The sequence below is a fragment of the Rhizobium sp. WW22 genome, from assembly GCF_047041135.1.
Lineage (GTDB): Bacteria > Pseudomonadota > Alphaproteobacteria > Rhizobiales > Rhizobiaceae > Rhizobium.
Window position 1 is genome coordinate 49,700 of the sequence record NZ_CP178199.1, and the last position, 25,925, is coordinate 75,624.

General features: G+C 56.5%; 22 protein-coding genes and 6 pseudogenes. 17 read left to right on the top strand and 11 right to left on the bottom strand.

From position 1 onward, the window contains the following. The first annotated feature begins 4 nt into the window (after nucleotides 1-4). The 6 genes from ACK83U_RS19105 (at nucleotide 5) to ACK83U_RS19130 (ending at nucleotide 5,718) form a co-directional block, all read left to right on the top strand. Nucleotides 5-1,468 (top strand): aldehyde dehydrogenase, encoded by a 1,464-nt coding sequence (locus ACK83U_RS19105; RefSeq protein WP_112610896.1) that lies wholly within the window; start codon nucleotides 5-7, stop codon nucleotides 1,466-1,468. Nucleotides 1,469-1,473: 5 nt separating this feature from the next. Beyond that, nucleotides 1,474-1,788 (top strand): NIPSNAP family protein, encoded by a 315-nt coding sequence (locus ACK83U_RS19110; protein WP_112415255.1) that lies wholly within the window; start codon nucleotides 1,474-1,476, stop codon nucleotides 1,786-1,788. A 54-nt stretch (nucleotides 1,789-1,842) separates the two neighbouring features. Continuing rightward, nucleotides 1,843-2,853, top strand: coding sequence for an ABC transporter substrate-binding protein (locus ACK83U_RS19115; RefSeq protein WP_112610894.1), 1,011 nt, complete (start codon nucleotides 1,843-1,845; stop codon nucleotides 2,851-2,853). Between the two features lie 114 nt (nucleotides 2,854-2,967). Next, entirely contained in the window at nucleotides 2,968-3,840 is an 873-nt protein-coding gene (locus tag ACK83U_RS19120) for an ABC transporter permease (RefSeq protein ID WP_112610892.1), read from the top strand. 1 nt (nucleotide 3,841) lies between these two features. Continuing rightward, nucleotides 3,842-4,642: an ABC transporter permease gene (locus ACK83U_RS19125; protein WP_112610890.1), complete on the top strand. Its 801-nt coding sequence runs from the start codon at nucleotides 3,842-3,844 to the stop codon at nucleotides 4,640-4,642. Continuing rightward, nucleotides 4,639-5,718 (top strand): ABC transporter ATP-binding protein, encoded by a 1,080-nt coding sequence (locus ACK83U_RS19130; RefSeq protein WP_112610888.1) that lies wholly within the window; start codon nucleotides 4,639-4,641, stop codon nucleotides 5,716-5,718. Before ACK83U_RS19125 ends, ACK83U_RS19130 begins: the two co-directional genes overlap by 4 nt. A gap of 177 nt (nucleotides 5,719-5,895) precedes the next feature. Here the strand turns inward: ACK83U_RS19130 and ACK83U_RS19135 are convergent, their stop codons facing one another. The 5 genes from ACK83U_RS19135 to ACK83U_RS19155 form a co-directional block, all read right to left on the bottom strand. Next, nucleotides 5,896-6,699, bottom strand: coding sequence for a helix-turn-helix domain-containing protein (locus ACK83U_RS19135; RefSeq protein WP_112610886.1), 804 nt, complete (start codon nucleotides 6,697-6,699; stop codon nucleotides 5,896-5,898). 162 nt (nucleotides 6,700-6,861) lie between these two features. After that, nucleotides 6,862-7,632 carry an amino acid ABC transporter ATP-binding protein gene (locus ACK83U_RS19140; RefSeq protein ID WP_112610884.1) on the bottom strand — a complete coding sequence of 257 codons (771 nt, stop codon included), beginning with the start codon at nucleotides 7,630-7,632 and terminating at the stop codon, nucleotides 6,862-6,864. Between the two features lie 13 nt (nucleotides 7,633-7,645). Continuing rightward, entirely contained in the window at nucleotides 7,646-8,305 is a 660-nt protein-coding gene (locus ACK83U_RS19145; RefSeq protein ID WP_112610882.1) for an amino acid ABC transporter permease, read from the bottom strand. 6 nt (nucleotides 8,306-8,311) lie between these two features. Continuing rightward, nucleotides 8,312-8,974 (bottom strand): amino acid ABC transporter permease, encoded by a 663-nt coding sequence (locus ACK83U_RS19150; RefSeq protein WP_112610880.1) that lies wholly within the window; start codon nucleotides 8,972-8,974, stop codon nucleotides 8,312-8,314. Nucleotides 8,975-9,030: 56 nt separating this feature from the next. After that, nucleotides 9,031-9,873, bottom strand: coding sequence for a transporter substrate-binding domain-containing protein (locus ACK83U_RS19155; protein WP_112610878.1), 843 nt, complete (start codon nucleotides 9,871-9,873; stop codon nucleotides 9,031-9,033). A gap of 307 nt (nucleotides 9,874-10,180) precedes the next feature. On the opposite strand from ACK83U_RS19155, the pseudogene ACK83U_RS19160 reads away from it, so the two are divergent. Beyond that, nucleotides 10,181-10,426, top strand: a pseudogene (locus tag ACK83U_RS19160) (hypothetical protein); the annotation flags it as partial. A 131-nt stretch (nucleotides 10,427-10,557) separates the two neighbouring features. Here ACK83U_RS19160 and ACK83U_RS19165 read toward each other — a convergent pair. From ACK83U_RS19165 to ACK83U_RS19175, 3 genes and pseudogenes are all read right to left on the bottom strand, one after another. Next, nucleotides 10,558-10,977, bottom strand: coding sequence for a hypothetical protein (locus ACK83U_RS19165; protein WP_412475042.1), 420 nt, complete (start codon nucleotides 10,975-10,977; stop codon nucleotides 10,558-10,560). 223 nt (nucleotides 10,978-11,200) lie between these two features. After that, a pseudogene (locus ACK83U_RS19170) lies at nucleotides 11,201-11,599 on the bottom strand (Hint domain-containing protein); the annotation flags it as partial. A gap of 147 nt (nucleotides 11,600-11,746) precedes the next feature. Continuing rightward, nucleotides 11,747-12,391: a Hint domain-containing protein gene (locus ACK83U_RS19175; RefSeq protein WP_412474960.1), complete on the bottom strand. Its 645-nt coding sequence runs from the start codon at nucleotides 12,389-12,391 to the stop codon at nucleotides 11,747-11,749. 297 nt (nucleotides 12,392-12,688) lie between these two features. Between ACK83U_RS19175 and ACK83U_RS19180 the strand changes: the two are divergent. The 5 genes and pseudogenes from ACK83U_RS19180 to ACK83U_RS19200 form a co-directional block, all read left to right on the top strand. Continuing rightward, nucleotides 12,689-13,380 (top strand): annotated as a pseudogene (locus ACK83U_RS19180) (IS6 family transposase); the annotation flags it as partial. A gap of 168 nt (nucleotides 13,381-13,548) precedes the next feature. Beyond that, a complete protein-coding gene (locus tag ACK83U_RS19185; RefSeq protein WP_112610870.1) occupies nucleotides 13,549-13,791 on the top strand; it encodes a hypothetical protein in 243 nt (80 codons plus the stop codon). A gap of 386 nt (nucleotides 13,792-14,177) precedes the next feature. Continuing rightward, on the top strand, nucleotides 14,178-15,821 hold the full coding sequence (locus ACK83U_RS19190; RefSeq protein ID WP_412474961.1) for a hypothetical protein: 1,644 nt from the start codon (nucleotides 14,178-14,180) through the stop codon (nucleotides 15,819-15,821). Further along, on the top strand, nucleotides 15,818-16,444 hold the full coding sequence (locus ACK83U_RS19195; RefSeq protein WP_412474962.1) for a hypothetical protein: 627 nt from the start codon (nucleotides 15,818-15,820) through the stop codon (nucleotides 16,442-16,444). Before ACK83U_RS19190 ends, ACK83U_RS19195 begins: the two co-directional genes overlap by 4 nt. Nucleotides 16,445-16,717: 273 nt before the next feature. Next, nucleotides 16,718-17,539, top strand: coding sequence for a class I SAM-dependent methyltransferase (locus ACK83U_RS19200; protein ID WP_246712261.1), 822 nt, complete (start codon nucleotides 16,718-16,720; stop codon nucleotides 17,537-17,539). 354 nt (nucleotides 17,540-17,893) lie between these two features. Here ACK83U_RS19200 and ACK83U_RS19205 read toward each other — a convergent pair whose 3' ends face one another. Next, on the bottom strand, nucleotides 17,894-18,556 hold the full coding sequence (locus ACK83U_RS19205; protein ID WP_112610946.1) for a class I SAM-dependent methyltransferase: 663 nt from the start codon (nucleotides 18,554-18,556) through the stop codon (nucleotides 17,894-17,896). Nucleotides 18,557-18,877: 321 nt separating this feature from the next. On the opposite strand from ACK83U_RS19205, the gene ACK83U_RS19210 reads away from it, so the two are divergent. The 3 genes and pseudogenes from ACK83U_RS19210 to ACK83U_RS19220 form a co-directional block, all read left to right on the top strand. Next, complete coding sequence (locus ACK83U_RS19210) at nucleotides 18,878-19,606, top strand: class I SAM-dependent methyltransferase (RefSeq protein ID WP_112610864.1); 729 nt, start codon at nucleotides 18,878-18,880, stop codon at nucleotides 19,604-19,606. A 657-nt stretch (nucleotides 19,607-20,263) separates the two neighbouring features. Next, entirely contained in the window at nucleotides 20,264-22,060 is a 1,797-nt protein-coding gene (locus ACK83U_RS19215; RefSeq protein ID WP_112610862.1) for an HAD-IIIC family phosphatase, read from the top strand. Between the two features lie 115 nt (nucleotides 22,061-22,175). After that, nucleotides 22,176-22,319 (top strand): annotated as a pseudogene (locus ACK83U_RS19220) (IS5/IS1182 family transposase); the annotation flags it as partial. Here the strand turns inward: ACK83U_RS19220 and ACK83U_RS19225 are convergent. Together ACK83U_RS19225 and ACK83U_RS19230 are read right to left on the bottom strand one after the other, a co-directional pair. Then, a pseudogene (locus ACK83U_RS19225) lies at nucleotides 22,319-22,561 on the bottom strand (helix-turn-helix domain-containing protein); the annotation flags it as partial. The pseudogenes ACK83U_RS19220 and ACK83U_RS19225 sit on opposite strands and share 1 nt — an antisense overlap. A gap of 139 nt (nucleotides 22,562-22,700) precedes the next feature. Beyond that, a pseudogene (locus tag ACK83U_RS19230) lies at nucleotides 22,701-23,006 on the bottom strand (hypothetical protein); the annotation flags it as partial. Between the two features lie 407 nt (nucleotides 23,007-23,413). Here ACK83U_RS19230 and ACK83U_RS19235 point away from each other — a divergent pair. Together ACK83U_RS19235 and ACK83U_RS19240 are read left to right on the top strand one after the other, a co-directional pair. Further along, the gene (locus ACK83U_RS19235) at nucleotides 23,414-24,097 is read left to right on the top strand and encodes an invasion associated locus B family protein (protein ID WP_112610858.1); all 684 of its coding nucleotides are present in this window, start codon (nucleotides 23,414-23,416) and stop codon (nucleotides 24,095-24,097) included. 20 nt (nucleotides 24,098-24,117) lie between these two features. Further along, nucleotides 24,118-25,911, top strand: coding sequence for a ShlB/FhaC/HecB family hemolysin secretion/activation protein (locus tag ACK83U_RS19240; RefSeq protein WP_412474963.1), 1,794 nt, complete (start codon nucleotides 24,118-24,120; stop codon nucleotides 25,909-25,911). Nucleotides 25,912-25,925 lie beyond the last annotated feature (14 nt).

Genomic DNA, 25,925 nt, shown 5'->3' on the forward strand with positions numbered 1-25,925 from the left:
CGTCATGCAGCGCTTCCAGCACTATATCGACGGTGAGTTTCTGGACGGGGAAGCCCGCTTCCAGAGCATCGACCCCGCGACCGGCGACGTCTGGGCGGAGATGCCGGAAGCGCGCGAGACCGATGTCGATCGCGCCGCCAATGCCGCCGAAAAGGCCCTTTACGAAGGCCCGTGGTCGAAGATGACCGCGACGCAGCGCGGCAAGCTTCTCTACAAGCTCGCCGATCTGGTTGCGGCCAATGCGCAGAAGCTTGCGGAACTGGAGACGCGCGATACCGGCAAGATCATCCGCGAGACTTCGGCGCAGATCGCCTATGTCGCCGACTATTACCGCTACTATGCCGGCATCGCCGACAAGATCGAAGGCTCCTATCTGCCGATCGACAAGGCGGACATGGATGTCTGGCTGCGTCGCGAACCGGTCGGCGTCGTCGCCATGGTCGTGCCCTGGAACAGCCAGCTCTTCCTGTCCGCCGTCAAGATCGGGCCGGCGCTTGCGGCAGGCTGCACGACGGTCGTCAAGGCTTCGGAAGACGGGCCGGCGCCGCTGCTGGAATTCGCGCGGCTGGTCCATGAAGCCGGCTTTCCGGCTGGCGTCGTCAATATCATCACCGGTTTCGGCCCTTCCTGCGGCGCGGCACTCGGGCGGCATCCCAAGGTCGCGCATATCGCCTTTACCGGCGGGCCGGAGACGGCACGCCATGTCGTGCGCAATTCGGCCGAGAACCTTGCCTCGACATCGCTGGAACTGGGCGGTAAATCACCCTTCATCGTCTTTGCCGATGCGGATCTCGAAAGTGCCGCCAATGCACAGGTTGCCGGCATTTTCGCGGCAACCGGCCAAAGCTGCGTTGCCGGCTCGCGCCTGATCGTCGAAGCCAGCGTCAAGGACACCTTCCTGTCGATCCTCAAGCGCAAGGCCGACGCGATCCGCATTGGATCGCCGCTCGATATGGCAACCGAGGTCGGCCCCCTTGCCACGAAGCGGCAGCAGGATCATGTGGCCGCGCTCGTTGAGAAATCCATTGAAAGCGGTGCTCGGCTTGTGACGGGTGGCCAAAGGCCTGAAGGTGCGGGCTATTACTTCCCGCCGACGATCCTCGATTGCGATGGCGTCTCCTCGCCTTCGCTTACCGAAGAATTCTTCGGGCCGGTTCTGTCGCTTGTCTCGTTCGAGACCGAGGCGGAAGCCCTCAGGCTTGCAAACGATACACGCTATGGCTTGGCATCCGGTGTCTTTACCCAAAACCTCACGCGCGCCCATCGCCTGACGAAGGGCATCCGCGCCGGTGTCGTCTGGGTCAACACCTATCGCGCGGTATCGCCGATCGCGCCATTCGGCGGCTTCGGCCTTTCCGGTCATGGCCGGGAAGGCGGTCTTGCGGCGGCTTTGGACTATACGCGCACCAAGACGATCTGGCTGCGGACGTCGGATGACCCGATCCCCGATCCCTTCGTCATGAGGTGAGAGCGATGTTTTACGAGATCCGCACCTACCGGCTGAAGAACGGCACGATCCCGCAATATCTGAAGGTCGTGGAAGAGGAGGGGATCGCTATTCAGAAGGCGCATCTCGGCAATCTTGTCGGCTACTTCCATTCGGAAATCGGCGTGATCAACGAGATCGTGCACATCTGGGCCTACGCAAGCCTCGACGATCGCGAGGCGCGGCGCGGGCGGCTGGCGGCGGACCCCAAGTGGCAGGCTTTCCTGCCCAGGATTCGCGACCTGATCGAACAAGCGGAAAACAAGATCATGAAGCCCGCCGGTTTCTCCCCCTTGGGGTGAACTGGCGGTGTGTAAGGCATGCCTCCAAGAACTGAAAAACAAGGACAAGGGAACATGAAAGCAAGAATTGCACTCGCGGCCTTTGCCGCAATAATGGCCGCATCCATGCCCGCCAAGGCCGATACCATGGTCTTCACGAGCTGGGGAGGAACGACGCAGGATGCGCAGAAGGTCGCCTGGGCCAACCAGTTCACTGAAAAGACCGGTATCGGCGTCATGCAGGACGGTCCGACGGACTATGGCAAGCTGAAAGCTATGGTAGAAGCCGGCCAGGTGAGCTGGGACGTCGTCGATGTCGAGGGTGATTATGCCGCCCAAGCCGGCAAGAACGGCCTGCTAGAGAAGCTGGACTTCTCCGTCATCGACAAGTCCAAGCTCGACCCGCGTTTCGTCAGCGACTACTCCGTCGGCAGCTTCTATTATTCCTTCGTTATCGGCTGCAACGCCGATGCCGTGAGCGCCTGCCCGAAGACCTGGGCCGATCTCTTCGACACCAAGAAATTCCCAGGCAAGCGCACCTTCTACAAATGGTCCGCGCCGGGCGTCATCGAAGCGGCACTCTTGGCCGATGGCGTTCCCGCCGACAAGCTCTATCCGCTCGATCTCGACCGTGCTTTCAAGAAGCTCGATACGATCAAATCCGATATTGTCTGGTGGTCGAGCGGCGCGCAATCGCAGCAGCTGCTGGCCTCGGCCGAAGCGCCTTTCGGCAGTATCTGGAATGGTCGCATGACCGCGCTCGCCAACCGCGGCGTCAAGACGGAAACCTCCTGGAGCCAGAATATTACGGCGGCGGATTCCCTTGTCATCCCCAAGGGTGCACCGAACCTTGAAACGGCGATGAAGTTCATTGCGCTGGCGACCTCGGCACAGTCCCAGGCCGATCTGGCGAAGGCCACCGGATATGCGCCGACCAACCTCGGCTCGGCGAAGCTGATGGACCCTGAGATAGCCAAGACCTTGCCGGACCAGCAGACCGCCAGCCAGGTCAATGCCGACATGAGCTATTGGGCCGCAAACCGGGATGCCATCGGCAAGAAGTGGTACGCCTGGCAGGCGCAGTAAGCGGCGGAGATAGCCAGACCACCGCGGACAAATCTCCGCGGTGGGGCAATGCGAGGTCCAGGCCCGCGAGTGGCGATCGCTGCACGTCGGCGCCGATGGTGGGAAAGGATTGCCATGTCGACATACATAAACGTTGCGGACGCGGCCGCACCGGCGCGCAAGGCGGCAGGGCCTACTGGATTTGCGCAGGTGGCGCCGGCTCTCGCCTTCGTCGCGATCTTTTTCATCTTTCCGGTCATCGCGCTGCTTTTGCGCAGCGTGATGGAGCCGGCATTCGGCTTTGGCAATTACGCGGAATTGCTGGGCTCCGAAACCTATCTGAAGATCTTTGTCAACACCTTTATCGTGTCGGGTGTCGTGACCGTCCTGGCGCTGCTGATCGGTTTTCCTGTCGCATGGACGCTGGCGATCATGCCTTCGCGCTGGTCTTCCGTTGTCTTTGCGATCCTGCTGCTGTCGATGTGGACCAACCTGCTGGCGCGAACCTATGCCTGGATGGTGCTTTTGCAGCGCACGGGACTGATCAACAAGATGCTTGTCGGTGCGGGGCTTATCGACAAGCCTCTCGCGCTGGTCAACAACCTCACCGGCGTCACGATCGGCATGACCTATATCATGCTGCCCTTCATCATCCTGCCGCTCTACGGCGTCATCAGGAAGATCGATCCGGCCGTGCTGCGGGCGGCAGCGCTGTGCGGCGCCAGCCGTCTGCAATGCCTGACCCGCATTCTGATACCCCTTGCCGCACCTGGCATGATGGCAGGTGCCCTGATGGTGTTCGTCATGTCGCTCGGTTACTACGTCACGCCATCGCTGCTTGGTGGCACGGCGAACATGATGCTTGCCGAACTCATCGCGCAGTTCGTGCAGTCGCTCGTCAATTGGGGCATGGGCGGGGCCGCCGCCTTCGTCCTGCTCGTCGTCACGCTGACGCTCTATGCCGTCCAGCTGCGGCTGTTCGGCGCCCAGAATATGGGAGGGCGCTGAGATGCTGCTGAATTTCGATCGTCTCGGCTGGTGGAAATATGTGCTGCTCGTCATCACGGTCCTGACGGCGGCTTTTCTTCTGATGCCGATCCTGTTCATTGCGGCCTTATCGTTCGGTTCGTCGCAATGGCTGATCTTTCCGCCGCCGGGCTGGACCTGGCGCTGGTACGCGGAGCTGCTTTCCGATCCGCAATGGCTGGCTTCCGCCTGGACCAGCTTCAAGATCGCCGCGATCGTCACCGTGCTTTCGGTGCTGCTCGGCCTGGTGACATCCTTCGGCCTCGTGCATGGAAAATTCCTGTTTCGCGACGCGCTGAAGGCATTGTTCCTGACGCCAATGATCCTCCCGGTCGTCGTCTTCGCCGTGGCGCTTTACGCCTTCTTCCTGCGAATTGGCCTTGGAGGCACCTTGATCGGCTTTGTGGTGTCCCACCTTGTGCTGGCGCTGCCCTTTTCCATTCTGTCCATCTCCGGCGCGCTCGAAGGCTTTGACAAATCGATCGAGGATGCCGCCGTGCTTTGCGGCGCGTCTCCGTTCGAGGCGAAGATCAGGGTCACGCTGCCCGCCATCAGCCACGGCTTGTTCTCCGCGGCTGTCTTCTCGTTCCTGACGTCTTGGGATGAAGTGGTCGTTGCGATCTTCATGGCGAGCCCGACGCTGCAGACGCTGCCGGTGAAAGTCTGGGCGACGCTCAGGCAGGATTTGACCCCTGTCGTCGCCGCTGCCTCCACGCTTCTCATTCTGTTGACGGTCACGTTGATGACGCTGGCCGCGATTGTACGCAAGGTTCTGAAATCATGAGCGAATCCTTCCTGAAGATCAAAGGTATCCGCAAGGAATACGGCCCCGTCGTCGCAGTCCATGACGTCAATCTCGAGGTCAAGCGCGGCGAGTTCCTGACCTTTCTTGGCCCATCCGGCTCAGGCAAGAGCACGACGCTTTATATCCTCGCCGGCTTCGAGAACCCGACCAAGGGCGATATCCTGCTGAACGGCGAGACGCTGTTGTCGACGCCGTCGCATAAGCGTAATATCGGCATGGTGTTCCAGCGCTACACGCTGTTTCCGCATCTGACCGTTGGAGAGAACATAGCTTTTCCGCTGAAGGTCCGCCGCAAGTCCAAGGCTGAGATCGACAGCCGGGTCAAGGAAATGCTGCGTCTCGTCCGCCTGGAAGGCTTCGAGGATCGCAAGCCGGCGCAGATGTCGGGCGGCCAGCAGCAGCGCGTCGCTCTTGCGCGGGCGCTTGCCTATGATCCGCCGGTGCTTTTGATGGACGAGCCGCTATCGGCGCTCGACAAGAAGCTGCGTGAAGAGATCCAGCATGAGATCCGCCGCATCCACCAGCAGACGGAAGTGACGATCCTCTACGTGACCCACGATCAGGAGGAGGCGCTGCGGCTCTCGGATCGCATCGCCGTTTTCTCCAAGGGCGTCATCGACCAGATCGGAACCGGCCCGGAACTCTACGCCAATCCCAAAACTCGCTTCGTCGCCGAGTTCATCGGCGATAGCGATTTCATCTCGTGCCATCTGCTTTCATCGGACAATGGCCAGGCGACGATCTCGCTCAGTGACAAGACCGTTTTCGACAGCATCCCGGTGCACGGACGGCCGACGTCAGGGAGCAAAGCGGCATTGATGTTGCGGCCGGAACGCATTCGGCTCGGGCGCAAAGCAGGCTCAAGCCAAGGCCTCAGCGCGACGGTCAACGATATCACTTTCCTCGGCAACAACGTACATGTGACGACGCGGATTGCCGCCGGCGAAACCCTGTCCGTGCGCCTGCCCTTTGGCCACGAAGCCATCTCGGGTCTCAGCCGCGGCGATAATGTGCATCTGGAGTTCGATCCCGACGCCGCGCATGTCTTCTGCTAGCGCTGGCCGGTACTCTCACTGCGCAATGAAGGCAACCACGGCAATTCCGCCAGCCCAAGTTCTTGGCTCGCCTCATGAATTTGTTAGATACGGATTTTCTAATAGAAGAGTCGTTGGTTGTGATCCCATTCAGGAGCAGCCCATCTCGTTGCATTTTCGAAAAAATTCCTCTCAGATTTAGGAACCGAAGAGGCGGCCTTTCAATGATCGGAAGCCGAGCTTTTCGGAGATTTCGTGAGCAGCTTTCAAGAGACTGTCGAGATAGGCGGTGCGATTGCGCAAGCCATCTTCACGCGGGGTAACCAGGCAAAGCGTCGCAATGCTGGACCCGTCGGCCTGCCGGATCGGAACAGCGAAGCAGTGGGTGAAATTTTCCACTTCGCTATTGAAGGTGAAATATCCGTCTTCGGCGGCCTGGCGCACTTGAGCGATGAAATCAGCAGGCTCCAGGCGCCTGCCATTCGGCAGGATGAAATCCTCTGGCGGAATGAAATCGAGGATTTCCTGATCGGAAAGATGCGCGACAAGCAGGCGCCCCGAGGCCGTCCACGGAATTGCAACGAGTTCGCCGACATTCGACGAAATGCGAAAGGGCCGGATGCCCTCGCGCATCATGGCGACCGTATATTTATTGCCTTCCAGCAGGCACATTTGCGCGGTTTCGCGCGTCTCTTCCGCCAGCACCCCCAGCATGCGGCCGCATTCGCGCATCAGGTCGAACTGTTCTGCATAGGCGGTTCCGAGAAAATAGAGACGGCGGCCGAGAAAAACCCGGCCATCGCCGCCCTGATAATCGAGCATGCCATGGCCGAGCAGAAGATTGACAAGCTCGTAGATGGAAGAACGTGGCGCGCCGATTTCCGTAGCGATCTCGTTCGGCCGCATGGGCTGGCGTTTCACGCGCAGAAATTCCAGGATCTCAAACGCGCGATCCAGCCCTCGCATGCGTCGGGATACAATGTCATTTGCAGTCTCGGCCACGCTTTTCTCCAAAATTCCTAAACTAGCCGCAACCCGTACGTTGCGACGTATCGGCACATGATGCCGACTATACGGCGCTCGTGCCGTCAGATCTAAGCAAGATGCTGCGATAGCATTCACGCGTGCGATGACGCAACGCTTGCGCAGCGCTCTTGTTTCCTCTCAATTGAAACTCGAGGTCTTGAGGAATTCGGCCAGCCGCTCCGTCTTCGGGCGCATGAACATATCTTTCGGATCGCCTTCTTCACAGATGACGCCCTGGTTCATGAAGATGACGCGCGACGAGACTTCATAGGCAAAGCGCATCTCGTGGGTAACCAGCAGCATCGTCATACCGTCGGCAGCTAACCCTTTGATGACTTGAAGAACTTCACCAACCAGTTCAGGGTCGAGAGCCGACGTCACCTCGTCGAACAGCATCAGCCGTGGCGTCATGGCGATGGCTCGGGCAATCGCGACACGCTGCTGCTGACCGCCCGAGAGCTGGCCTGGATAGTGGTTGGCGCGGGCGGACAGACCCACACGGTCGAGCCATTTTTCGGCGACGGCGCGCGCATCCGCCTTCGACATCTTCTTCACCTTTACGAGGCCGAGCATCACGTTCTCGGCCGCGGTCATATGCGGAAAAAGATTGAACTGCTGGAAGGCCATGCCGGTGAGTGCGCGCTGGCGAGCGATCTCCTTCTCATTCTTGCGGCGGCGGATGTTGCCATCGACATGATAGCCGATTTCCTCGCCGTCAAGGCTGATTTTGCCGCCCTGGAACTCCTCCAGCATATTGATGCAGCGCAGCATCGTCGTCTTGCCGGAGCCCGACGAGCCGATAATGGAAATGACCTCGCCTTCCTGCACTATGCAGTTGACGCCCTTCAGAACCTCATGCTGGCCATAGGTCTTGCGCAAGCCCTGAATGTCTAGAATTGTCTTGGCCATCGGTCCGATCTCCTCAGGACGGCAGTGCGGTCTTGCGCTCGACATATTTGCCGAAGCGCTCGATACCGAAGTTGATGATGAAATAGAGGCCACCAGCCAGAAAATAGAACTGGAGGCTCATGAAATTGCGCGAGATGATCTCCTGGGTGCGCAGGAGCAGTTCAGCGACGCCGATCACGGAAAGAAGCGTCGAGGCCTTCACCATCTCGGCTGCGGTATTCACCCAAGCCGGCAGGCATTGGCGCATCGCTTGCGGCCATAGGACCGAAGTGAAGGCCTGAGTGAAGGTGAGGCCGATCGCCTTGGCCGCCTCCGTCTGACCTCTGGGGATGGCTTGAAGAGCACCGCGCACGATCTCGCCGACATGAGACGAGCAAAAGATTGCCAAAGCCAGCACGCCTGCGGAAAACGGCCCTAAATCAAGTCCTACCGCGGACGAAACGTAATAGCTTGCCAGCACAAGCACGAGGACCGGCGTACCGCGAATGATATCGGTATAGGCTCTCATCACAAGGCGCAGGATGGCGCCGGCATAAACAAGCGCCAAGCCGACGAAAACGCCGAGCACGGACCCCACAAGAATGGCGAGCAGCGAGATCGACACAGTCACGCCGATGCCATTCAAGACGACGTATCGGGCGATCCAGAGTTGTTCGAGAAATGTGTGCGACATTCGATCTTACCTCGGCAGAGCCAGACGGCGCTCGACGAAGCGCATCAGTATGGCGATGAGGAAACAGGTTGCGACATAAAGAGCCGAGGTGACGAGCCACGTTTCGATGACGCGGAAGCTTTCGACATTGATCTTGCGGGCGGCAAAGGTCAGCTCCGGCACGGCAATGGCTGCCGCCAGTGACGTGTCCTTGAACAAGGAGATGATCGTCGAAGACAATGACGGCAGGACGTTGCGCAGCATCAAGGGAGCGATGATGGACCCACGGATCTGCATGGATGTCAGGCCGATGGAAAGACCCGCTTCGGTCAGCCCCTTCGGAATCGATAGCAATCCTGCACGGAATACCTCTGCCAGATAGGCGCCCGAGTAAACGGAAAGCACCAGGACGAAGCTCTTCACCTTATCCAGGCGGAAGCCCAGCTGCGGCAGGGCAAAGAAGACGAAGAGCACCAGGACGAGGATCGGTAGGTTGCGAATTGTGGTGACGTAGACCTGTGCCGGCACGACAGCGATATGGCTCTTCGATGTCAGCGCGAAGGCCAGCACAAGGCCGATCAGAGCACCGATGAGGATCGAGATAATCGCAAGGCCGAGGCTGAGCGCCAAGCCGCTCAGTAGAAAATCAAAGTTGCGCCAGACGGCGGCAAAGTTCAGCGTGTAACCCATGGCGGGCTATCCCTTTTCAGGCTGGCGGAGCGGGGAATACCCGCTCCGCTATGCTGTTACTTGTATTCGACCGGAAAGCCGATCTGCGGGGGGGCGAGGTCTTTGCCGAACCAGGTCTTGTATGACTTGGCGTAGCTATCGAATTCGACGCCGGTCATGGCTTCATGCAGAGCGGTATTGACGAAATTCAGCCAGTCCTGATCGCCGCGCTTGACCGCACAGGCATAGGTCTGCGGGTTCCATCCATAGCCCGCATCCTTATAGCGGCCGGGGTTCTGCGTCATATACCAGGCGAGCGACGACTGATCGGTGGCAACGGCATCGGCGCGTCCTGATTCCAGTGCCTGGTAGATGAGATCGACGGACTCATACTGGTCGACCTTCGCATCCGGCAGGGCGGCGTGGACCATGGATTCCGCGTAGACGTTTTGAAGAACCGACACGGTGACGGAGGAGCCCGCCGCCTTCAGCGCACCATAATCCGCATATTGCCCATCCGCCTTCAGCATCAGGCCGACGCCTTCGCGATAATAGGGAATGGTGAAGGCAACCTGCTGGGCGCGCTCACCGGTTACAGTCATGAATTGGCAGGTAATATCGACCTTGCCCGTAGTGATGTTCGGAATACGGGCGTCAGACGATTGATTGACATATTCGATCTTGTCGGGATCGCCAAAGAGGGCCTTGGCAATGATGTGGCCCATGTCGACATCGAAACCCTGCAGCTTGTCATCGGCGCTTTTGAAGTGCCACGGCGCGTTCGTGCTGCCGGTTCCAAGAACGAGGTGGCCGCGGGCAAGCACCTCATCGAGCTTGCTGCCGTCGGCGAGAACGGGCGTGGAAGAGAGGAGTGCGGCGGCGACCAGCGACATTAGGCCGGCGCGAAAAGTAATGCTCATGGTTGTTCCCCTTGGTCAATGGCTTTACAATCCGATATTGTGGACATGTGTCTGTTATCTCGGATAGCGCATATCAAGGGATATGCGGGGCAGCTTGTCAATAGTGGCTGTCGCCACCGATCGTCCGAAATCGGGAATGGTAAAGGCGCTCGTCGACACAAATGTCATCGGCGGCAATCGCAACGCGATACCGCAGGAGCGCCGTGAACAACGTGTTCTCAGGAGCAGGCGATCAGCATCATCTGCCCGGCGTTTACGATGATGAAGCTTCGGTTTGCTCCGCTGGGATAGGTCGCACTGACGGGCGGGGGCAGCAAAGCGAGAGACGGACCTTCGTCAGGCTGCGCTGCTCTTTGAAACCCTGCAGCAGACAAGGCGATCTGCTGACTTGGCGCTCGTCTGCAATGAAGCATGGGAGCGTGGGCCTGCGTGGCAAGAAGGTATTCGAGCAAGGGCGAGAATGCTGCCGCCATAAGCTGATTGAGGGCGCGAAAGAAGCCGTGAAGAAATTGAACTGCCGTTTGCAGGCCCCTTTGGTCTTCCAAGCAGTTGATCTACCTAGAAGCGGCAAAGTTAGTATCGCGCCGAGAGTTCGATTCCGCTCAAGAGCGTCAAGGGTTCCAAATCTCAAAATCAAGGCCTTGCGGGGGAGCCTCGCTTGCTTTGAGGAATACGTGCCTTCGCTTATGGCCTGACCGAAGTTGTCTGCATGGCAGTCGGGGGTGTCCAGGATCTGCCGGCACTGGGATCAAAGGCAAGGCGTAGGATAACATGGCCGCGGCAGTCGACCCAAAGGTGTGGGGGCAGAGAAAGCCGACCGTTCGTCCAGCGCCAATCGCAGCGTTCAGCAGCCTCCTCAGGGTAAAAGCCCGCAATCGCGTCGAGCGGGATCTGGCGCTCGACGCGGAGACCGTCGAAGATAGTCAGGCCGTGAACGGAAAGACCGAGTGTCCGTCTGTCATCGCTTACGCCGTCGTCAGCCGGAACCCAGGTGCGCGAGACAAGCATGACTTCCTTGGCGCCGACCAGAAAGATGAACACCGCCAGATTGTCGTCGATCGTCGGCTCGGTGCGTCGGCCATCGACGATGAGGTGCGGGTCCATCTCCGCATTGCGGCGCCCAGCCCATCGATTCCGCGCGGGAGTGTAGACGGTGACGGATTACCGCTATGACTGCGCCGTCCTTCACCAATGGCTTGGCGTGTTGGTCGATGATGACTCTCGTCTTGTCCCCGACCGGAGTGTCCCCGGAAGAGACGGCACCGCGGTTCAGGCAGCTCTCGCAACTGAGCCCCTCCGCCAGGAGTACCTCGTGGCTGGCGAGCTCGACATGCCAATACGTGACTTCATCGATATCGACTGCGGCGACTGTAGCGCCGTTTATCAATCGGTCGATCGGGATCAACACCTCGTCTAGCGCCCGCACGCACACGGCATGGCTCTGTGATAGCTGGAGGCCTCGTTGGGGAACATCGCCCGGAAAGGCCCGGGCTTTGACCTGAACAGGCCGGTGCTCGCGCGCGGGTTCCCGGATCGTCCGTGAGGCGATTCTGACGATGGCGCTCGTATTACCGGCGGCGGTCATCACAAAGTCGCCCACAGTTAATTTCTCCACTGCGATTTCGCCGTGTGGGGTGCGGATGCGAGTTCCCGAAACGAAGCCGGCTGGCACCTCGGATATGAGCGCTGAGATGACCTGGCCATTGTCGATCTCATAGGGCATCATCGGACAACCCTTGACGAAATTGCTGGCCCGTTGAGACCAGCGTACGACACACACCGCCACCCTTGATGCTCCAGTTCGGAACCAAGAGCTGATTTTACCCCGTAAGGTTGTAACGTCTGCGGGCTCAGGAGGGCGAGGCACCTGGGATTATGCGGCTCTAGTTGCTTGTTTCTGGGCTAGCGCTTCTGCACGGCAGGCGAGGCGTTCCCTGATCGCCTCGACGATCAGGCCGCCATCAACGAACGGCCGGGCATATCTGCTCAAGCTTTCGGCAACGCGCCCAGGATCGACTTTACCGAGGCGGCCATGCGCGCGGCGGAAGAAGGCGCCGTTGCCGGCCTCCATATAACTTTCACAAGGCATCCCTTCGGCGAGCAGCACATCGTGGCTCTCAAGCTCCACATGCCAGTAGGCCACCTCCGCAACCTCGACCCAGTCGATGGTCGATCCGTTGACCAGCTGGCCCACGGGCACGAACACCTCGCCCGCCATGTCCACGCAGACTGCGTGGCCGGGCGATAGGAACAGGTCGCGGATGGGGATATTGTTGCCGAACGCACCGGCCATGATCCGCACGGGCCAGACTGCTGGCGCCGGGCGCTCGATTCGGCGGTGTCCGATCCAGACGATGGGGCGTGCCTTGCCGGAGGATGTCACGGCCAGGTCGCCCACCTGGAGGTCCTCCACTGGCACTTCACCCCGCGTGGTGCGGATGCGCGTGCCGGAGACGAAGCAGGGCACCTGGCTGGTGGTGATGGTATTGCCCGAGACCGCGAAGTCGGCGGTGTTCACGCTCGGATCGAAGTTGATAGTATACGTTCCGGTACTTCCATCCACCAAGATTTCGGCCGACCGTCGTGACGACCATCAATGAATTCGCCGGGAGCGGGCATGGATTGCGGTGTCCCCGGTCACGCTATCCATGTAATCATCTGCCAGTTCAGAAAGGGCCTCTACTATGCACCCGGGGCTCCTATCCGTCATCCATGAGTTCTTCTACCGCCGTGGCGATATTTTGCGGTTCTGTCGCAAAACGAAATAGCGACCTATCCCCGGCATTAAGCCCTCTGATTTTCAGGGGAGTTTGTAATGTTCATCGGCAGCCACGTCGATCGATCGGTGATGCTGCTGTGCGTCCGTTGGTATCTGGCTTACAATTTGAGTCTGCGGGACCTGGAAGAGATGATGGCCGAACGCGGCATGAGCGTCGATCACTCCACCATCCATCGATGGGTCGTCCACTTCTCCCCAGTTGCTGGAGCGCTTTAACCGTCGTAAGCGGTGCGTTACTGGCAAGTGGCATATGGACGAGACATACATCAAGGTCCGCGGCGAATGGATGTATCTCTACCGCGCTATCGACAGCGTCGGCGATACGGTCGAGTTTCTCTTCAGCGAAAGCCGTGACCTGCCGGCGGCCAAGCGCTTCCTTCGCAGGGCGTTGGATCGTCATGGCCGGCCGGATTGCATCGTCATCGACGGCAGCCTGACCAATCACCAGGCGGTCATTTCCAGCGATGCCGAAGACCGCCTGCGCAACCGATCGCGGCGTTCACTGAACCCGATCCGCATCCGCAGGAGCAAATATCTCAACAACCGGATCGAGCAGGACCATCGGCGCATCAAGTGCCGCATCCGGTCCGTGCTCGGCTTCAAATCGACGGCAAGCGCTGAAGTCATTCTCCGGTATCGAGATGGTCCATATGATGCGCAAACGGTAGGCGAGGTTCGCCGACAATCCACGCCCGTCAATCGCAGAGCAATTCGAACTTATTGCCGCCTCAGCCCCAGTGCATGGCTCAACATCCGTGACCTCGATACCGTGTTGCGACAGAACCTTCGTGCTTAAGCTAAACTCGCAGATTATTCGGTATAATTGCGACGTCATTTGAATGGAACCAGCCCGGACGCGAACGGTACCATCCGTTGAACGAGTTTGGAAAATTGCAATGGCCTCTCATCCCTCTATCTATAATGACTTAGATTTGCGGAGCTTAATCGACGAATGGAAATTCTGGGACTCGCAGAAGGCAAGATGCGACAGTGCTGGGCTTTCCAAAGATGAAGCCGACAGCATGATCGTCATCCTCAATGCGCTTATTCGCAGCAAAAATTTGAATCAAGAATATCTCTCGCTGCCGGACGTAAACGGTGAGCCGGCCGATTGGTTTAAGAGTGACAGCTGGGGATAACATTCAAAGGTCGAGCTTCCGTCAATCGACCGCCTTCAGTCAAAAGACAGCATCGAAGGCAGCCACTATTTAGTTGGAAACTTTGAGGCGAGCATTAAGACTTTGTCCTTGCCTTACAACTCCATGGTGAACGTAACATACTATACCGTACGACCTGGCAGTTGAGTAGGTGAGCGGTAGCTCAATCATTCCATCCTCCGACCGCCACACCTAATCTCATTCAAAGGGTTATAATTATGCAGCGTTTGCATTTGGCTCTCTTGTTTGTAATCCTTCCAATCTTGGCTCACGCTCAAGGCGCTGTACCGCTCTCCGGGCCAATCTCGGGGCCTACTACGTCGACTATCGGGGATGTCCCCGTTTTTGGTGATATGACAGGGACAACGTTGCTGGACAGCGGTAAGGCGTTACCATCGGGAACGGTTGTCGGCACCACGGACGCGCAGACCTTGTCCAACAAGACGATAACCTATCAGTCTTCCGGTGCCGGCACGATCGCCGGGACAGTGAAGAGCAAACTCGACCAGATCGTCAACGCCGCCGATTTTGGCCTGATCAGCGACCCGACCTGCGCAACCGATGCGACGTCTTCGTTGAGAGCGTCAATAGCAGCGGCCGCTAGGAAAAAGCTCATCCTCCCGGCAGGAACTTTCTGCTTGAACACGCCGACAAGCACATTGCAGATAACCAATTCAATGGAAATTGAGGGCCAGGGCGCAGCCAATACCATTATCGTATGGAACAGCCCAGCCGGCACCCCTTATGCTCCGACCATCGATGTTTTGGCCAAAGGCGTGACGATTCATGACCTTGGTGTAGATGGCAACGCGGCGGGGAAGAATTATACGGATTCCGTCTACTATGGCGGACTGACCACGTCGCTGATGGCCCCTTGGGGCGAAGTTGCCTTCGTTATCGAAGGCGATAACTTTACCGGCTACAATCTGAAAGGAAGGAACGCTTTCACCAATTGCATCGGCATTGGCAAGGTCAGCAGCGACGGGCTCTCGCCTGTTTTCGGTAGCCCCAGCAATGTCAATCTCGACAACATCTATACCGAATTCTGCGGTAACGGTCTTGCGGGGGCAAACCAGCCAATTCCGGGTCACAACGGTTTTGGAATCGATAACGGATCGGGTTCATTCGTCAACATCAGCAACGTGATCGACAATCAGTCGTTCAGCAACTTTGGGAATGATCTCAACGCCGGTGGAAGCGTCAACTGGACCAATGCCTGGGGCTACTTTGCCCGTAAGGATCCATCGCAGACGGGCCAACCGGCGTCCGGATTCGGCTTCTACAGCGGGTCAGGCGCCGGCACTTTTAGCAATATCAATATCATCTCGCCCGCATCCTTCGGCATCTGGGCGGATGCTGGTAGCTCGCAATCGTCATGGAGCAACATAACCATTCGCGGAGCCGGCCAGCAATGTCTGATCATCGGCGCCACATCATCCAAATGGAACAATGTCGAATGTCAAAGCCCTTCCCAGGCTGCGGCTGGCGCCTATGCCGCCGTTCGAATTCGAAACGATGAACAGTCCTGCGACGCAAACGGCCAGAACTGCCAGCCATTGCCGATTTCAAATCTGATGATCGATAATCTAGTGATCGAGGGGCAAACTAATACGGAGGTGGCGCAAGGTGGCCCTCCTAGTTGGTCCTATGCAATCGAGACCACCGGCGGACCCAATAACGTCACCGGCCTCATCAATATGAACGCAGCCCTCGGCACGAACGGGCCTACCGCATTCAAGCTTGACGCCGTGGTCACCGGATTGCAGATCAACCATAAGGAAGCAATGACCCGCGCCTTCGATGATGCTTCGATCGGGCCTCTCTCGCCTTATCGCTTCGCCTTTGGTGGATTGACCAATATCAAGTCGCTTACTCCGAACCAGAGCTGGCAATCCTCGCCGTTCGGCGATTTTTCCAATAATGGAAGCTTGTTCATATCCGATACGACCACGCCATTGAAACGAATTGCATTGGGCTGGGACCCAATAAACAATATCGGCGTGACGCAATGATAAATGCCGGCGTTTTACCAATGCCGTTTGCTATCAACCCATCCGGCGGCAACGTATATCTTGGGCAACAATCGCTCTCCACCACGTCATTCTCCGGCTTCCCATATATGGGATCGACGGATGGAAACCTGACGGGCACACCCACTTCGGTGGCGGCCATGGTACCCTTTGCGTTTGATGCAACCAATAAGAACTTTAATATCTATAGCGGTTCCTGGCTGAAGATTCCGGCTGTCACCGCCACCGCCGCAGATATCTGGGCAGGGACCCCCAATCGGCTGGTACAGCCGTCTTCACTGATAGCTCAAGACGCTCCGGTTGCCCTGACCGGCGCGAGCCACATCAGCCTCAATATGGCGGCTGGCAGAAATTATTCGCTCACTCTCACCCTGCCTGTAACCAATCTGGATAATCCTCTGAATGTGGTGCCGGGAAGGACCGGATTCATACGCTTGTCGCAAGACGCGACGGGCGGCAGAAGCATCACCTTTTCCTCTTCGTTCAAATTTCAGGGCGGAACGCCATGTGCCATCGCTACGGCCGCCAATGCCGTAACCTACGTAAGATGGATCGCCTTCAGCGCAGCCGAGCTGAATACCTCCTGCGACATAGCTGTAAGATAAGCTGGAGCAGTCTTGTGGACATGACCTGAGCCCGGGCTCAACGCAGCCTCTATCGATGACTGGCAGATGAGCGCTCTTAAAGGGGATACGAGCATGATATCAGAAGAAGTGGCCTCGGCTCACCAGGCTCTGTTGATGGCTATGAACAGGTTGCGGTTCGGATCTTACGCTGATCGGAGCAGCACCCGGTTCCATAAGTTCGGTTGGACTTGCAAAAGTGAGAGTCTCAGCCAGACGCTCATCGCAAATTGGTCGAATTGGGCGCTTTAAGGATTGTTGCGACCTTGGCAGGAAAATACACTTTCCCACCTGGCGATCGAGGAGGAACAAGTCATAGACACCTTACCGGAAGTTGACCGCGATCCAATTGGATCAGCTTTGAGCGTTGTGTGGTCGAATGTCCAAGGCTGGGTTGGGCATCGGGTCCCGCACATATTGAAGCTGGTACACGAGATCCAAACTATAAACGGTACTCATGGGGATATCGTTGAAATCGGCGTGCATCATGGCAAGCTGTTCTTCATCATGGCCGCTGCGGCGCGACCGAACGAAAAGTGCATAGCCGTAGATCTGTTCGAAGATCAGGACAAAAACCTAGATCATAGCGGAAAAGGGTCGCTGTCGACTTTTACGCAGCACATGAACGACTATTTTCCGCACCTGAAACCGCAAGTATCGGCGATTTCAGGCGATAGCATGTCCATCACGCCGGCAACGATCCGTGGGCGGCTTGGTACATCTGGGGCCAGGCTATTTTCCGTAGATGGCGGCCACACAGTCAGACACGTAATCAATGACATGCTTCTCGCGCAGGAGTTGCTTGTGCCGGGAGGCGTCATTCTGTTGGATGATTTCCTTGGCCCGCTTTGGCCGAGCGTTTCCGAGGGCCTCTTCGAGTTTCTGCGAACTGCCAATACGCGGCTCGCTCCACTCCTCATCTTTCAGAACAAGCTGTTTTTGACGACCTATTCCGAGCACCCAACTATGCTGACGCAGCTTCGCAAGCTCCTGGACCGGGACTTACCGGCAGAAATCCACAGCAATAGCTGGCGCTACGCGGAAATTGGAGTACATAAGGTTCTATGCTTTGCCTGAAGCCACCACAGCATCCACATTGAGTGCGGGAGCGATATTGCTGGGTGCCACGAGTGGATTTGCGGACATCGAAACGCAAATCCATGCATGGCATTACCGTTGCACATTTAGCCATGGTCTGAATCTATAAGTTTCCCATGATTCGGACGTCATGGGTCAATTCCCCTTTAGCCTGCCATAAAACTTTCACCCAGCGGCGACTAAAGCCCCAGCGGTTTTGAGAACGCCAAGTGGCGCGGTGCGAGCAACCGGCGGAAACGCGAAGCTTTGATCTTGCGCGGCGTTGGCCGGACTCTAATCCAATCTCGAGGAAATTACTCGTGGCAGGTCACCTTGAACGTGTTTGAAGCGGCTTCACGTTTTCGTATTCTCAGGGATCATCAGCATAGTCTTGTTGATGTAAGGTGTTTTTTCCAACACCACGACAGAGTCATAAAAATGGATCGCAGACGTCGTGTTGGTTATATGAGTCTCGGGCACAATTTCATCTCCATACGCAGTAGACTTCGCGTGCATCTCGTCCACGAATCCTTTGCACCGATTGATGAATGAATTTTCCGAGCGTAACCCACCGCCAAGTTGTGGCCAGTAAGAGCCATTCAAATCTTCCGCCAAATAGACGCCGTGGGGGGCCATGCGCGGATAAAGATAGTCGAATGAGACATTGATATCACTGTTGTGATGGCTTCCGTCATCAAGAACGATATCGGGTGGACCGAATTCGTCCAGGAGGCTCTGCAGAAATTGTCGGTCGCTTTGGCTACCGATCCTCACGTTGATTTGCTCTTCCTCGTATGATTTGCATTCCGGCCGAATATCAATCGATACGATGCGAGCCATTGGGCCGAAGTAATATTTCCACATTTGAGAGGAGCCGCCATGCCCGGTTCCGATCTCCAGGAAGGTGAGCGGTCGATTGATATATTGAGAAAAATACCTCTCATAGATCGGAAAATAGTGGGCATACTTGATTATCTGCCGGCCGGTATTGTTCAGAAAATATGTGTAGAGGTTCATGGCCATCTTTCTGCGGGTGCATTGTTGACCGGAAGTTGCGTTCATAAACTCTTACAATGATAAAGCTCCCGTCAAGTAGCTTTCATTAGATATGTCGAAAATATCATCCTGTCTCGACCTCGCCTTCGTTAGGCAAGGAATCTTGCGTCCTTCATAATACTTCCGGCGTCCGAAAACGTATAAGCTGGGCGGTTTCTGGCTGGCGCACCAATAGAACTATCGAGATATTGACTATCAGCCATAGCATTGATCGACGAGTGGCTACGACTGCACACTCCCCTGCCAAACCGAAATTGTTTGCAAAAATGGGAAGCACGAATAATGGATCAAGGCACCTCTATAGATAAGGCCGCAGATGATGCTGCGGAGTTGATATTTTTTCACAAGGTAAAGGTGGCCCATGATAAGCTGTTTGGAGCAAGGGGTGGGCCTTACAATATAGATTCAGTCGCCTACTTTGCAGCTGCCATTGAGAGCTATCAGTATGCGCGCGAGCATATGCGAAAGGCTGCTCGATTTGATACCCGTGAAGCGCTACTGCACTTCAGCCTGGATAAAATATTGATCGATGGGCTCGTTTTGGAGTTCGGTGTTTTTTCCGGACACACGATCAATATCATAGCCGATAAGCTCAATCACAAGATGATCTATGGCTTCGATTCATTCAAAGGACTCCCGGAGGATTGGACAGCGGGTGCAAAGGCTGGCGCCTTCGCACGCGAAGGGCTTCCATCCGTTCGGGAAAATGTTCAACTTGTGGTCGGCTGGTTCGACGACACGCTGAAGACTTTCTTGGCCACCCATCCAGGCAATATTTCTTTCCTTCACGTTGATTGCGATCTTTATTCCTCAACGAGAACGGTTTTGACTGAGGTGCGCGATCGCATCGTTCCCGGAACCGTCATTCTGTTTGACGAATATTTCAACTACCCCGATTGGAAGCGGCACGAGTATCGCGCTTTCCAGGAGTTCGCGTACGAGAACAACATAAAATATGAATATATCGGCTTGGTTTCGGCCTTTGAACAAGTGGCTGCGAGGATCCTCTGAACGCCGCGCGAGAGCCAGTCGAAAAGGAAGGCAAGGCTCGTGGTCAGGACCAGGTGCTTGTTGCTTATCTGACGACCGCCCCGAACATCCGCGCGTATGTGCGAAGGCACGGGGAGTCACTTGAGCGCTTCTGAGGGCGAGCGCACGGTGTACTGCGTGTGGCCGGCAGATGTATCGATGAGATCCGAGATAGGACGCTCTTCGAGCGTAAGAGCATTCAGGAAATTTGAAAGTGAACTGCTGATTGCAAATCTATCGTCAGTTCCGAAGAGGCACGTCTGTTTTCGGCAGTATCATTAGAAGGCAAAAAACGTATAAGCTCGGCGGTTTCTGGCTGGTATTAACGCCAAGCTATGGTGATATTGCGTTCTGATATCACCCGAGAAACTTCCTATGATTCCAGATCCCACCTCTTTAGACGACTTGGATATTAAGTCTTTAGTCGATGGGTGGGGATTTTGGCATCACTGTAAGATGAGATGCGGAGATCAATTCCAGCGTACTAACATATCGAATAAGATTCTTGTCTATTTGGATGAGCCAATTCAATCGAAAAATCCGATCACCGTTATGTCCCGTTGAGGAATGCGGCGTGGGGAGACAGTTGATTGGTTTCGAGGCAATAGTTGGGCTTAACCACACGGTCAGGACAGAGGGATGCTCGAACGCAGCGCATCAGTGACGAAATCCTCCCAAGAGTATAGCTTTCGTACACCGCGGGAGCTTGCTGTTTCGGAGACAGAAGTAAAACGAATTCTTGTTATCGGCTCATGCACCTCGCAAGGCATCTATCATTATGCCCACCGCGTTTTCCCAAGGACTGAAGTCGATCATATTCTTTACAATTTCCCCGGTGTCGATGAAAGCAATTTGCCGCGGCCGGCGAGTGAATACGACTTTCAGTTTATCTATCTTCCTTTGCGCACGGTCGTGCCTGAAACGATGCTCGCGAATATATCACATGAAAGCGAAGAACCGTTTATTGCGAAGTTTGAGGAGGCAAAGAACAGGCTCCTCCAAACGTTGAACGGTGCACTGAAATATACAGAAAACTCCAATTTGCTCACATTCGTATCGGAGTTCTTGGCCCCCCAACAGAGTCTGTTTGGCCGGCTTTTGCCTCGTCATGACTTTCGCAATCCGACTTACTTTGTAGAGCAGCTCAACAAGGTCCTTCATGAGATTGCGGCGGAACGCGCCAATACTCACGTGGTGCAAACGGACTCGATAGCCTCTACCTTCGGCAAAAAGTTTATTCAGGAAGACTTAGTTTGGCCGTGGAGCCATGCATCGTACGCCAACGATTGGGACAGCGTGCACGATACGAAACGCATTGCTGTTCCGACCAAGCTCTCGGATCTCTATCCGTTCAACACGCAAGATTTCATTCTCGCCATTTGGAGCGAGATCGATGCCATGTATCGAACGATCAGGCAGCAAGACAGTGTAAAGTTGGTAATCGTGGATCTTGATGATACCGTCTGGCGCGGCGTCGTGGCTGAAGAGGGCATCCATCCTTACATTCTGGAGGGCTGGCCACTTGGCATGATCGAGACCCTGAAGTATCTCAAGCACAGGGGCATAGTCCTGGCAATCGTCAGCAAAAACGAAGAAGCACGGATAACCGAGCTTTGGCCCGACATTCTTGGTGGCCGGCTTGCTCTTGATGATTTCGCGATCCGAAAAATCAATTGGCGCCCAAAGGCTGAAAATATCCAGGAGATTCTGACCTACACAAATCTCTTGCCGAAAAACGTTCTCTTTATCGACGATAACCCCGTCGAACGCCAATCGGTCCAGGCAGCTTTCCCGACAATCCGCACCTTGGGAGAGGAACTGTACGCGATCCGGCGAATTCTTCTGTGGGCGCCGGAATTGCAGGTTCCTTATATTAGCCAGGAATCGAGCCGGCGCACGCAAATGATCCAGGATCAAGTCAAGCGCGAGACCGCTAAATCTGGGATGAACCGCGAGGACTTCCTTGCATCTCTCGGTGTGAAGGTTGCCATTCGAGAGATAACGGATATCTCACATGCCAGCTTCCCGCGAGCATTCGAATTGCTCAACAAATCCAACCAGTTCAATACGACGGGCAAACGATGGAGCATCGAAGAATGTAGCCGGGCGTTCGCTGACGGCTGGAAATTCTCGACGTTTGAAGTTCAGGACAATTATTCCTCCTACGGATTGGTCGGTGTAGCAATATTGAATGGATCATATTTGGATCAATTCGTCATGAGTTGCCGGGTCGTCGGACTCGGGGTCGAAAGTGCGGTCATTCGCTTTCTCTACCATCATGGAGACCTGAAGAGCGGACGTATCGTCGAAACGGAAGCCAATTTGATCGTTCGCGATCTCTTCCAGAAATGCGGCTTCTATTACGATGGCGTGCATTGGGTGACCGATGGCGATTTCCCCGAAGCGTACACACACGTAACGATCACGGCCGCTTGAGAACGATTCACTTCGGCATCGTACTTTATAACGGGTACAAGGGACCTTGGTGCGCGGAACGTTAATCGTGTTGTCGTAGGTGGGCGTCAGGCTCCATAATTGGTCTTTCGCAACGATGCCTTTCAAACACAATTCCGCCCGCCGCCATCACATTGGCAACATGAAGTTCAAGGTGACAAACGGGGCGGGGTATGAGGCAGGGCTTTGTGGGCGGGGCAGTCTGACGCTGTGGCTGACATCGGAAGCACTTGCCAGTTGGCGACGAAGCTTTCTCAAGCGGCGTCGCCGCGCTTTGGCGATGTCATCGCCAACCGTCGAGAAGTAGCCACTGTATTGTGGCAGCTCCCGATCATGAAAAGTGTTGCGCCTGATCTCGCGATAGATCGTCGAGCGATGCCGACCGACTTGGCGTGCCATCTCGTTGATCGGCACCTAGCGCTCGACCAGGTGATGAAGACGCCGTCGATCGGCGAGGGTCAGTTGCGAATAGCATCGGGACATGCCAAAATCTCCAAAGTGAAGCCATTGAAATCATTGGCATGTCGCACTTGAAAATAGAATGTACCCCCGCTACAACTAAATATAAGATAAGTAGAATTATGACATTCAGCCACTTAGTGCCCAGCACTTGGTTCACCGCTCACAAGCTCATAACTCGGTACAGAATAACCCGTCCGGTCGGCATGATTTGCGAAAGGAAATCAAAGTCCCGCACATTACCGGTTGGCACGCTCGCGCCTAGCTGCCGCGCTTGCAGAAAAACAAGGGCGTCATTGACGAAACGCCTCTCATGCCCTTTCCCTTTAGGAAGGTTGCTCAACCGAAACAGCAACCCCGCCAGCACACCTGCCTGTCCCCACATGGCTGTCTCCGGAGCATGAAGACGGTGCTCAGGGATGTCGTCTAAAGTCTCGGCGATCGTTTCGAGAACCGCTTTCGTGGTGGCACCTGATATTCTACCGGGACGTGCTGATCAAAAAAGGCCCTACCACGCCAAAACGCGGAAATAGAGAGTATCGGCTCATTCATTCTCCGCCTGCCCCAATCGCCGCTAGATCGTAGCGACGATCGAGAGATTTCAATCTTGAATAGTTTTTCTTCCCCAAGAAACGTTGATGCTTCAAAGAAATAACCGCGTTTGTTGCACAACCGCCACTCTGCTCCGGAAACGTGCGCGAATTGGCACGCCGCATCCGCTACTTTATGATGCATAGATTAGAATTCTGCTATGTAGCGCCTTAGCCGATGACCGGCCGCACCGCGTATCAGGTGCTGTTTCAGGAACTTAATGATCGATCGTAGGACAAGGCCTCTTTGTCCTGCTGGATCGCTGTTGCTTTCGGGAAGGTTTGCATGACGTTTTCGGCGCTGGCAAAGACATATGCCATCAAGTCCTTTGCTTCCATAATCATCGCCACATCGGCACTCTACGCTTTGCCAGGCTTTGCACAGGAGCAGCCGGCACCGGCAGCAAACGCACCTGCCAATGCAGGTGCCGTACAAAATGCCGCACCCGCCGCAAATGCTCAACAGCCGCCAGCACCTCAGGCGCGCGTCCAGAAATTTGATGACTGGTACTATCGCTGCATCGACGGCAAGGCGGCGGACGGTTCTGCAGCGGAGAGCTGCGAAGTCGCGCAAATCGCAACAGTCAAGCAGGGCGACCAGGATGTCAACGTTTTGACGCTCGCGGTTGCGAAGGTGCCTGCTCCCACCTCAACGGACAAGAAGGCGGCAAAGCAGCCTGCCAGTGAACTGGTGCTAACCACGCTCGTGCCACTCAATATGTACATTCCCGCCGGGCTTAGCATCGATGCAAGCGACAAGCCCGTCGTGCAGTTGGTCTACCGCAACTGCAATCAGGCGGGCTGCTGGGCGCAGCAGAAGCTGGATGCCAAGATGGTGTCGGCCCTTTCCAAGGCCTCGGATGGCACCGGTCATGTCCAGATGATGAATGGCCAGAAAGTCAACATCAAGTTCTCGCTGAAGGGATTGTCGGCGGCGCTCGATGCGCTGCAGAAGCCCGCCTCGAAGTAAGCGGACGGCGGGAATAGCTCATGACACTGGCTTTAGGGTCGCCTCCTGCGCGGAGCGGCCGGTGCTTTTCGAAGTCGTCATTCATTGTGCCGTTTGCCACCGTGTTGCTGTCGGTGATCCTGGTTTCGGCCCAGGCTGCCGCACAGCAATCGCCGAATGACGACTTCGCGCGCCGTCAGGCGCAGGAAGCCGAGCAGCAGCGGCTGCAGAGCTTGGGTCAGATGACGCCGAAGCCTTCTCCGGCCGAAGTTCCGCAGCCGGAAAAGGCCGGTGGCGGCAAGTCCGGCCCGTGCTTTGCCATCACCCATATCGAGGTTGAAGGCGTCACGCAGTTTTCGGCCGGCGCGATCGACAAGGTCACCGCAGGTTATGCGAACCGCTGCGTCGGCGTCGGCGAGATCAACGCGCTCTTGCGCGACCTGACGCATCTCTATCTCGATAAGGGTTTTGTCAGCTCCCGTGTCTATGTGCCGGCGCAGGATATCGCCAGAACCAAGGTGCTGCGCCTCGTTGCCGTCGAAGGCACGCTTGCCGATATCTACATCAATAGCAAGCCAGTTTCGGGTTTCGGCGCGGCAGGCTCCGGCGTGATCGCCACGGCCTTTCCCGGCATGAAAGGCGAGATCACCAATCTGCGCGATATCGAGCAGGGGCTCGACCAGATCAATCGTCTCACCTCCAACAATGCCAAGACCGCGATGCTGCCCGGCAAGACGGACGGCACCTCGATCCTCAATATCGAGAACAAGCCCAGCCATCCCTGGCATCTGTCATTCGGTAACAGCAATCTCGGCCAGGAGCAGACGGGATATTCCAAGTCCTCAGCCTCGCTAGGCTACGACAATCTTTTCGGCATCAACGACCAGTGGAATTTCGGCTACGAGCATACCGGCCCCGATTACCCCTGGCGCAATGACGGCCATGGCAAGAGCAACAGCTATTCCGGCAATGTCAGCGTGCCCTACGGCTATTGGACCTTTTCCGCCAATGGCTCCTGGTATGAATATGACAGTTCCGTTCCGGGTAATTTCGGGCCGCTCAATACGTCGGGCGATAGCAAGCAGGTCGGCATCGGCGCCGACCGCGTGATCTTCCGCGACAAGGATTCGATCACCACCTTCAACAGCGGGCTCACCTACAAGGAAACCAACAACTTCCTGCTCGGCAACAGGATCGAGGTCGGCAGCCGCAAATACACGGTCGGCGATCTCGGCATTTCGCATTCGCGCCGCATGCTGGGAGGACTGTGGGTCTTCGATCTCTCCTACAGCCAGGGGCTCAACCTCTTTGACGCGGTCGCTCCCGGCGATGCCGGTGCAGGCAACGCCAATCCCCGCTTCTCGAAGTTCTCAGGCACCATCACTGTGACGCGGCCATTCGAAGTGGCGGAGCAGCATTTCGAGATCAATTCGATCGCCACCGGGCAATATTCCCCCGACAATCTGTTCGGGGCGGAGCAGATCTCGGTCGGTGGCTATTCCTCCGTGCGCGGCACGCGCGAGACGATGCTTTACGGCAATAACGGCTTCTTCGTTCGCAACGATCTCGTCTGGCGGACGCAGCCATTTGCCGACAATGCCGAACTGGCGAAGATCCTCGGAGAGTTCAGGCCCTATGTCGGCCTCGATTACGGGCGGATCGCCCGCCAGGCCCGTTACCAGATCGCAGGCGGCGACATGCTTGGCTGGACGGTCGGCGCCAAGCTCGCCGGCGGCAATGTCAATTTCGATATGGGTTATTCGGATGTCTTTGGTGGCACGGTCGACCGCCGCGACTCCGGGCTTCTTTTCGTAAGTACTTCAATACGTTGGTAAAAGTGTAACAGGGC

Bases quoted from the DNA above. Each gene is read 5' to 3' on its own strand.
- ACK83U_RS19105 (WP_112610896.1), top strand. From the start codon at position 5: ATGCAGCGCTTCCAGCACTATATCGACGGTGAGTTTCTGGACGGGGAA.
- ACK83U_RS19110 (WP_112415255.1), top strand. From the start codon at position 1,474: ATGTTTTACGAGATCCGCACCTACCGGCTGAAGAACGGCACGATCCCG.
- ACK83U_RS19115 (WP_112610894.1), top strand. From the start codon at position 1,843: ATGAAAGCAAGAATTGCACTCGCGGCCTTTGCCGCAATAATGGCCGCA.
- ACK83U_RS19120 (WP_112610892.1), top strand. From the start codon at position 2,968: ATGTCGACATACATAAACGTTGCGGACGCGGCCGCACCGGCGCGCAAG.
- ACK83U_RS19125 (WP_112610890.1), top strand. From the start codon at position 3,842: ATGCTGCTGAATTTCGATCGTCTCGGCTGGTGGAAATATGTGCTGCTC.
- ACK83U_RS19130 (WP_112610888.1), top strand. From the start codon at position 4,639: ATGAGCGAATCCTTCCTGAAGATCAAAGGTATCCGCAAGGAATACGGC.
- ACK83U_RS19140 (WP_112610884.1), bottom strand. From the start codon at position 7,632: ATGGCCAAGACAATTCTAGACATTCAGGGCTTGCGCAAGACCTATGGC.
- ACK83U_RS19145 (WP_112610882.1), bottom strand. From the start codon at position 8,305: ATGTCGCACACATTTCTCGAACAACTCTGGATCGCCCGATACGTCGTC.
- ACK83U_RS19150 (WP_112610880.1), bottom strand. From the start codon at position 8,974: ATGGGTTACACGCTGAACTTTGCCGCCGTCTGGCGCAACTTTGATTTT.
- ACK83U_RS19155 (WP_112610878.1), bottom strand. From the start codon at position 9,873: ATGAGCATTACTTTTCGCGCCGGCCTAATGTCGCTGGTCGCCGCCGCA.
- ACK83U_RS19165 (WP_412475042.1), bottom strand. From the start codon at position 10,977: ATGGACCCGCACCTCATCGTCGATGGCCGACGCACCGAGCCGACGATC.
- ACK83U_RS19185 (WP_112610870.1), top strand. From the start codon at position 13,549: ATGGCCTCTCATCCCTCTATCTATAATGACTTAGATTTGCGGAGCTTA.
- ACK83U_RS19195 (WP_412474962.1), top strand. From the start codon at position 15,818: ATGATAAATGCCGGCGTTTTACCAATGCCGTTTGCTATCAACCCATCC.
- ACK83U_RS19205 (WP_112610946.1), bottom strand. From the start codon at position 18,556: ATGAACCTCTACACATATTTTCTGAACAATACCGGCCGGCAGATAATC.
- ACK83U_RS19210 (WP_112610864.1), top strand. From the start codon at position 18,878: ATGGATCAAGGCACCTCTATAGATAAGGCCGCAGATGATGCTGCGGAG.
- ACK83U_RS19215 (WP_112610862.1), top strand. From the start codon at position 20,264: ATGCTCGAACGCAGCGCATCAGTGACGAAATCCTCCCAAGAGTATAGC.
- ACK83U_RS19235 (WP_112610858.1), top strand. From the start codon at position 23,414: ATGACGTTTTCGGCGCTGGCAAAGACATATGCCATCAAGTCCTTTGCT.
- ACK83U_RS19240 (WP_412474963.1), top strand. From the start codon at position 24,118: ATGACACTGGCTTTAGGGTCGCCTCCTGCGCGGAGCGGCCGGTGCTTT.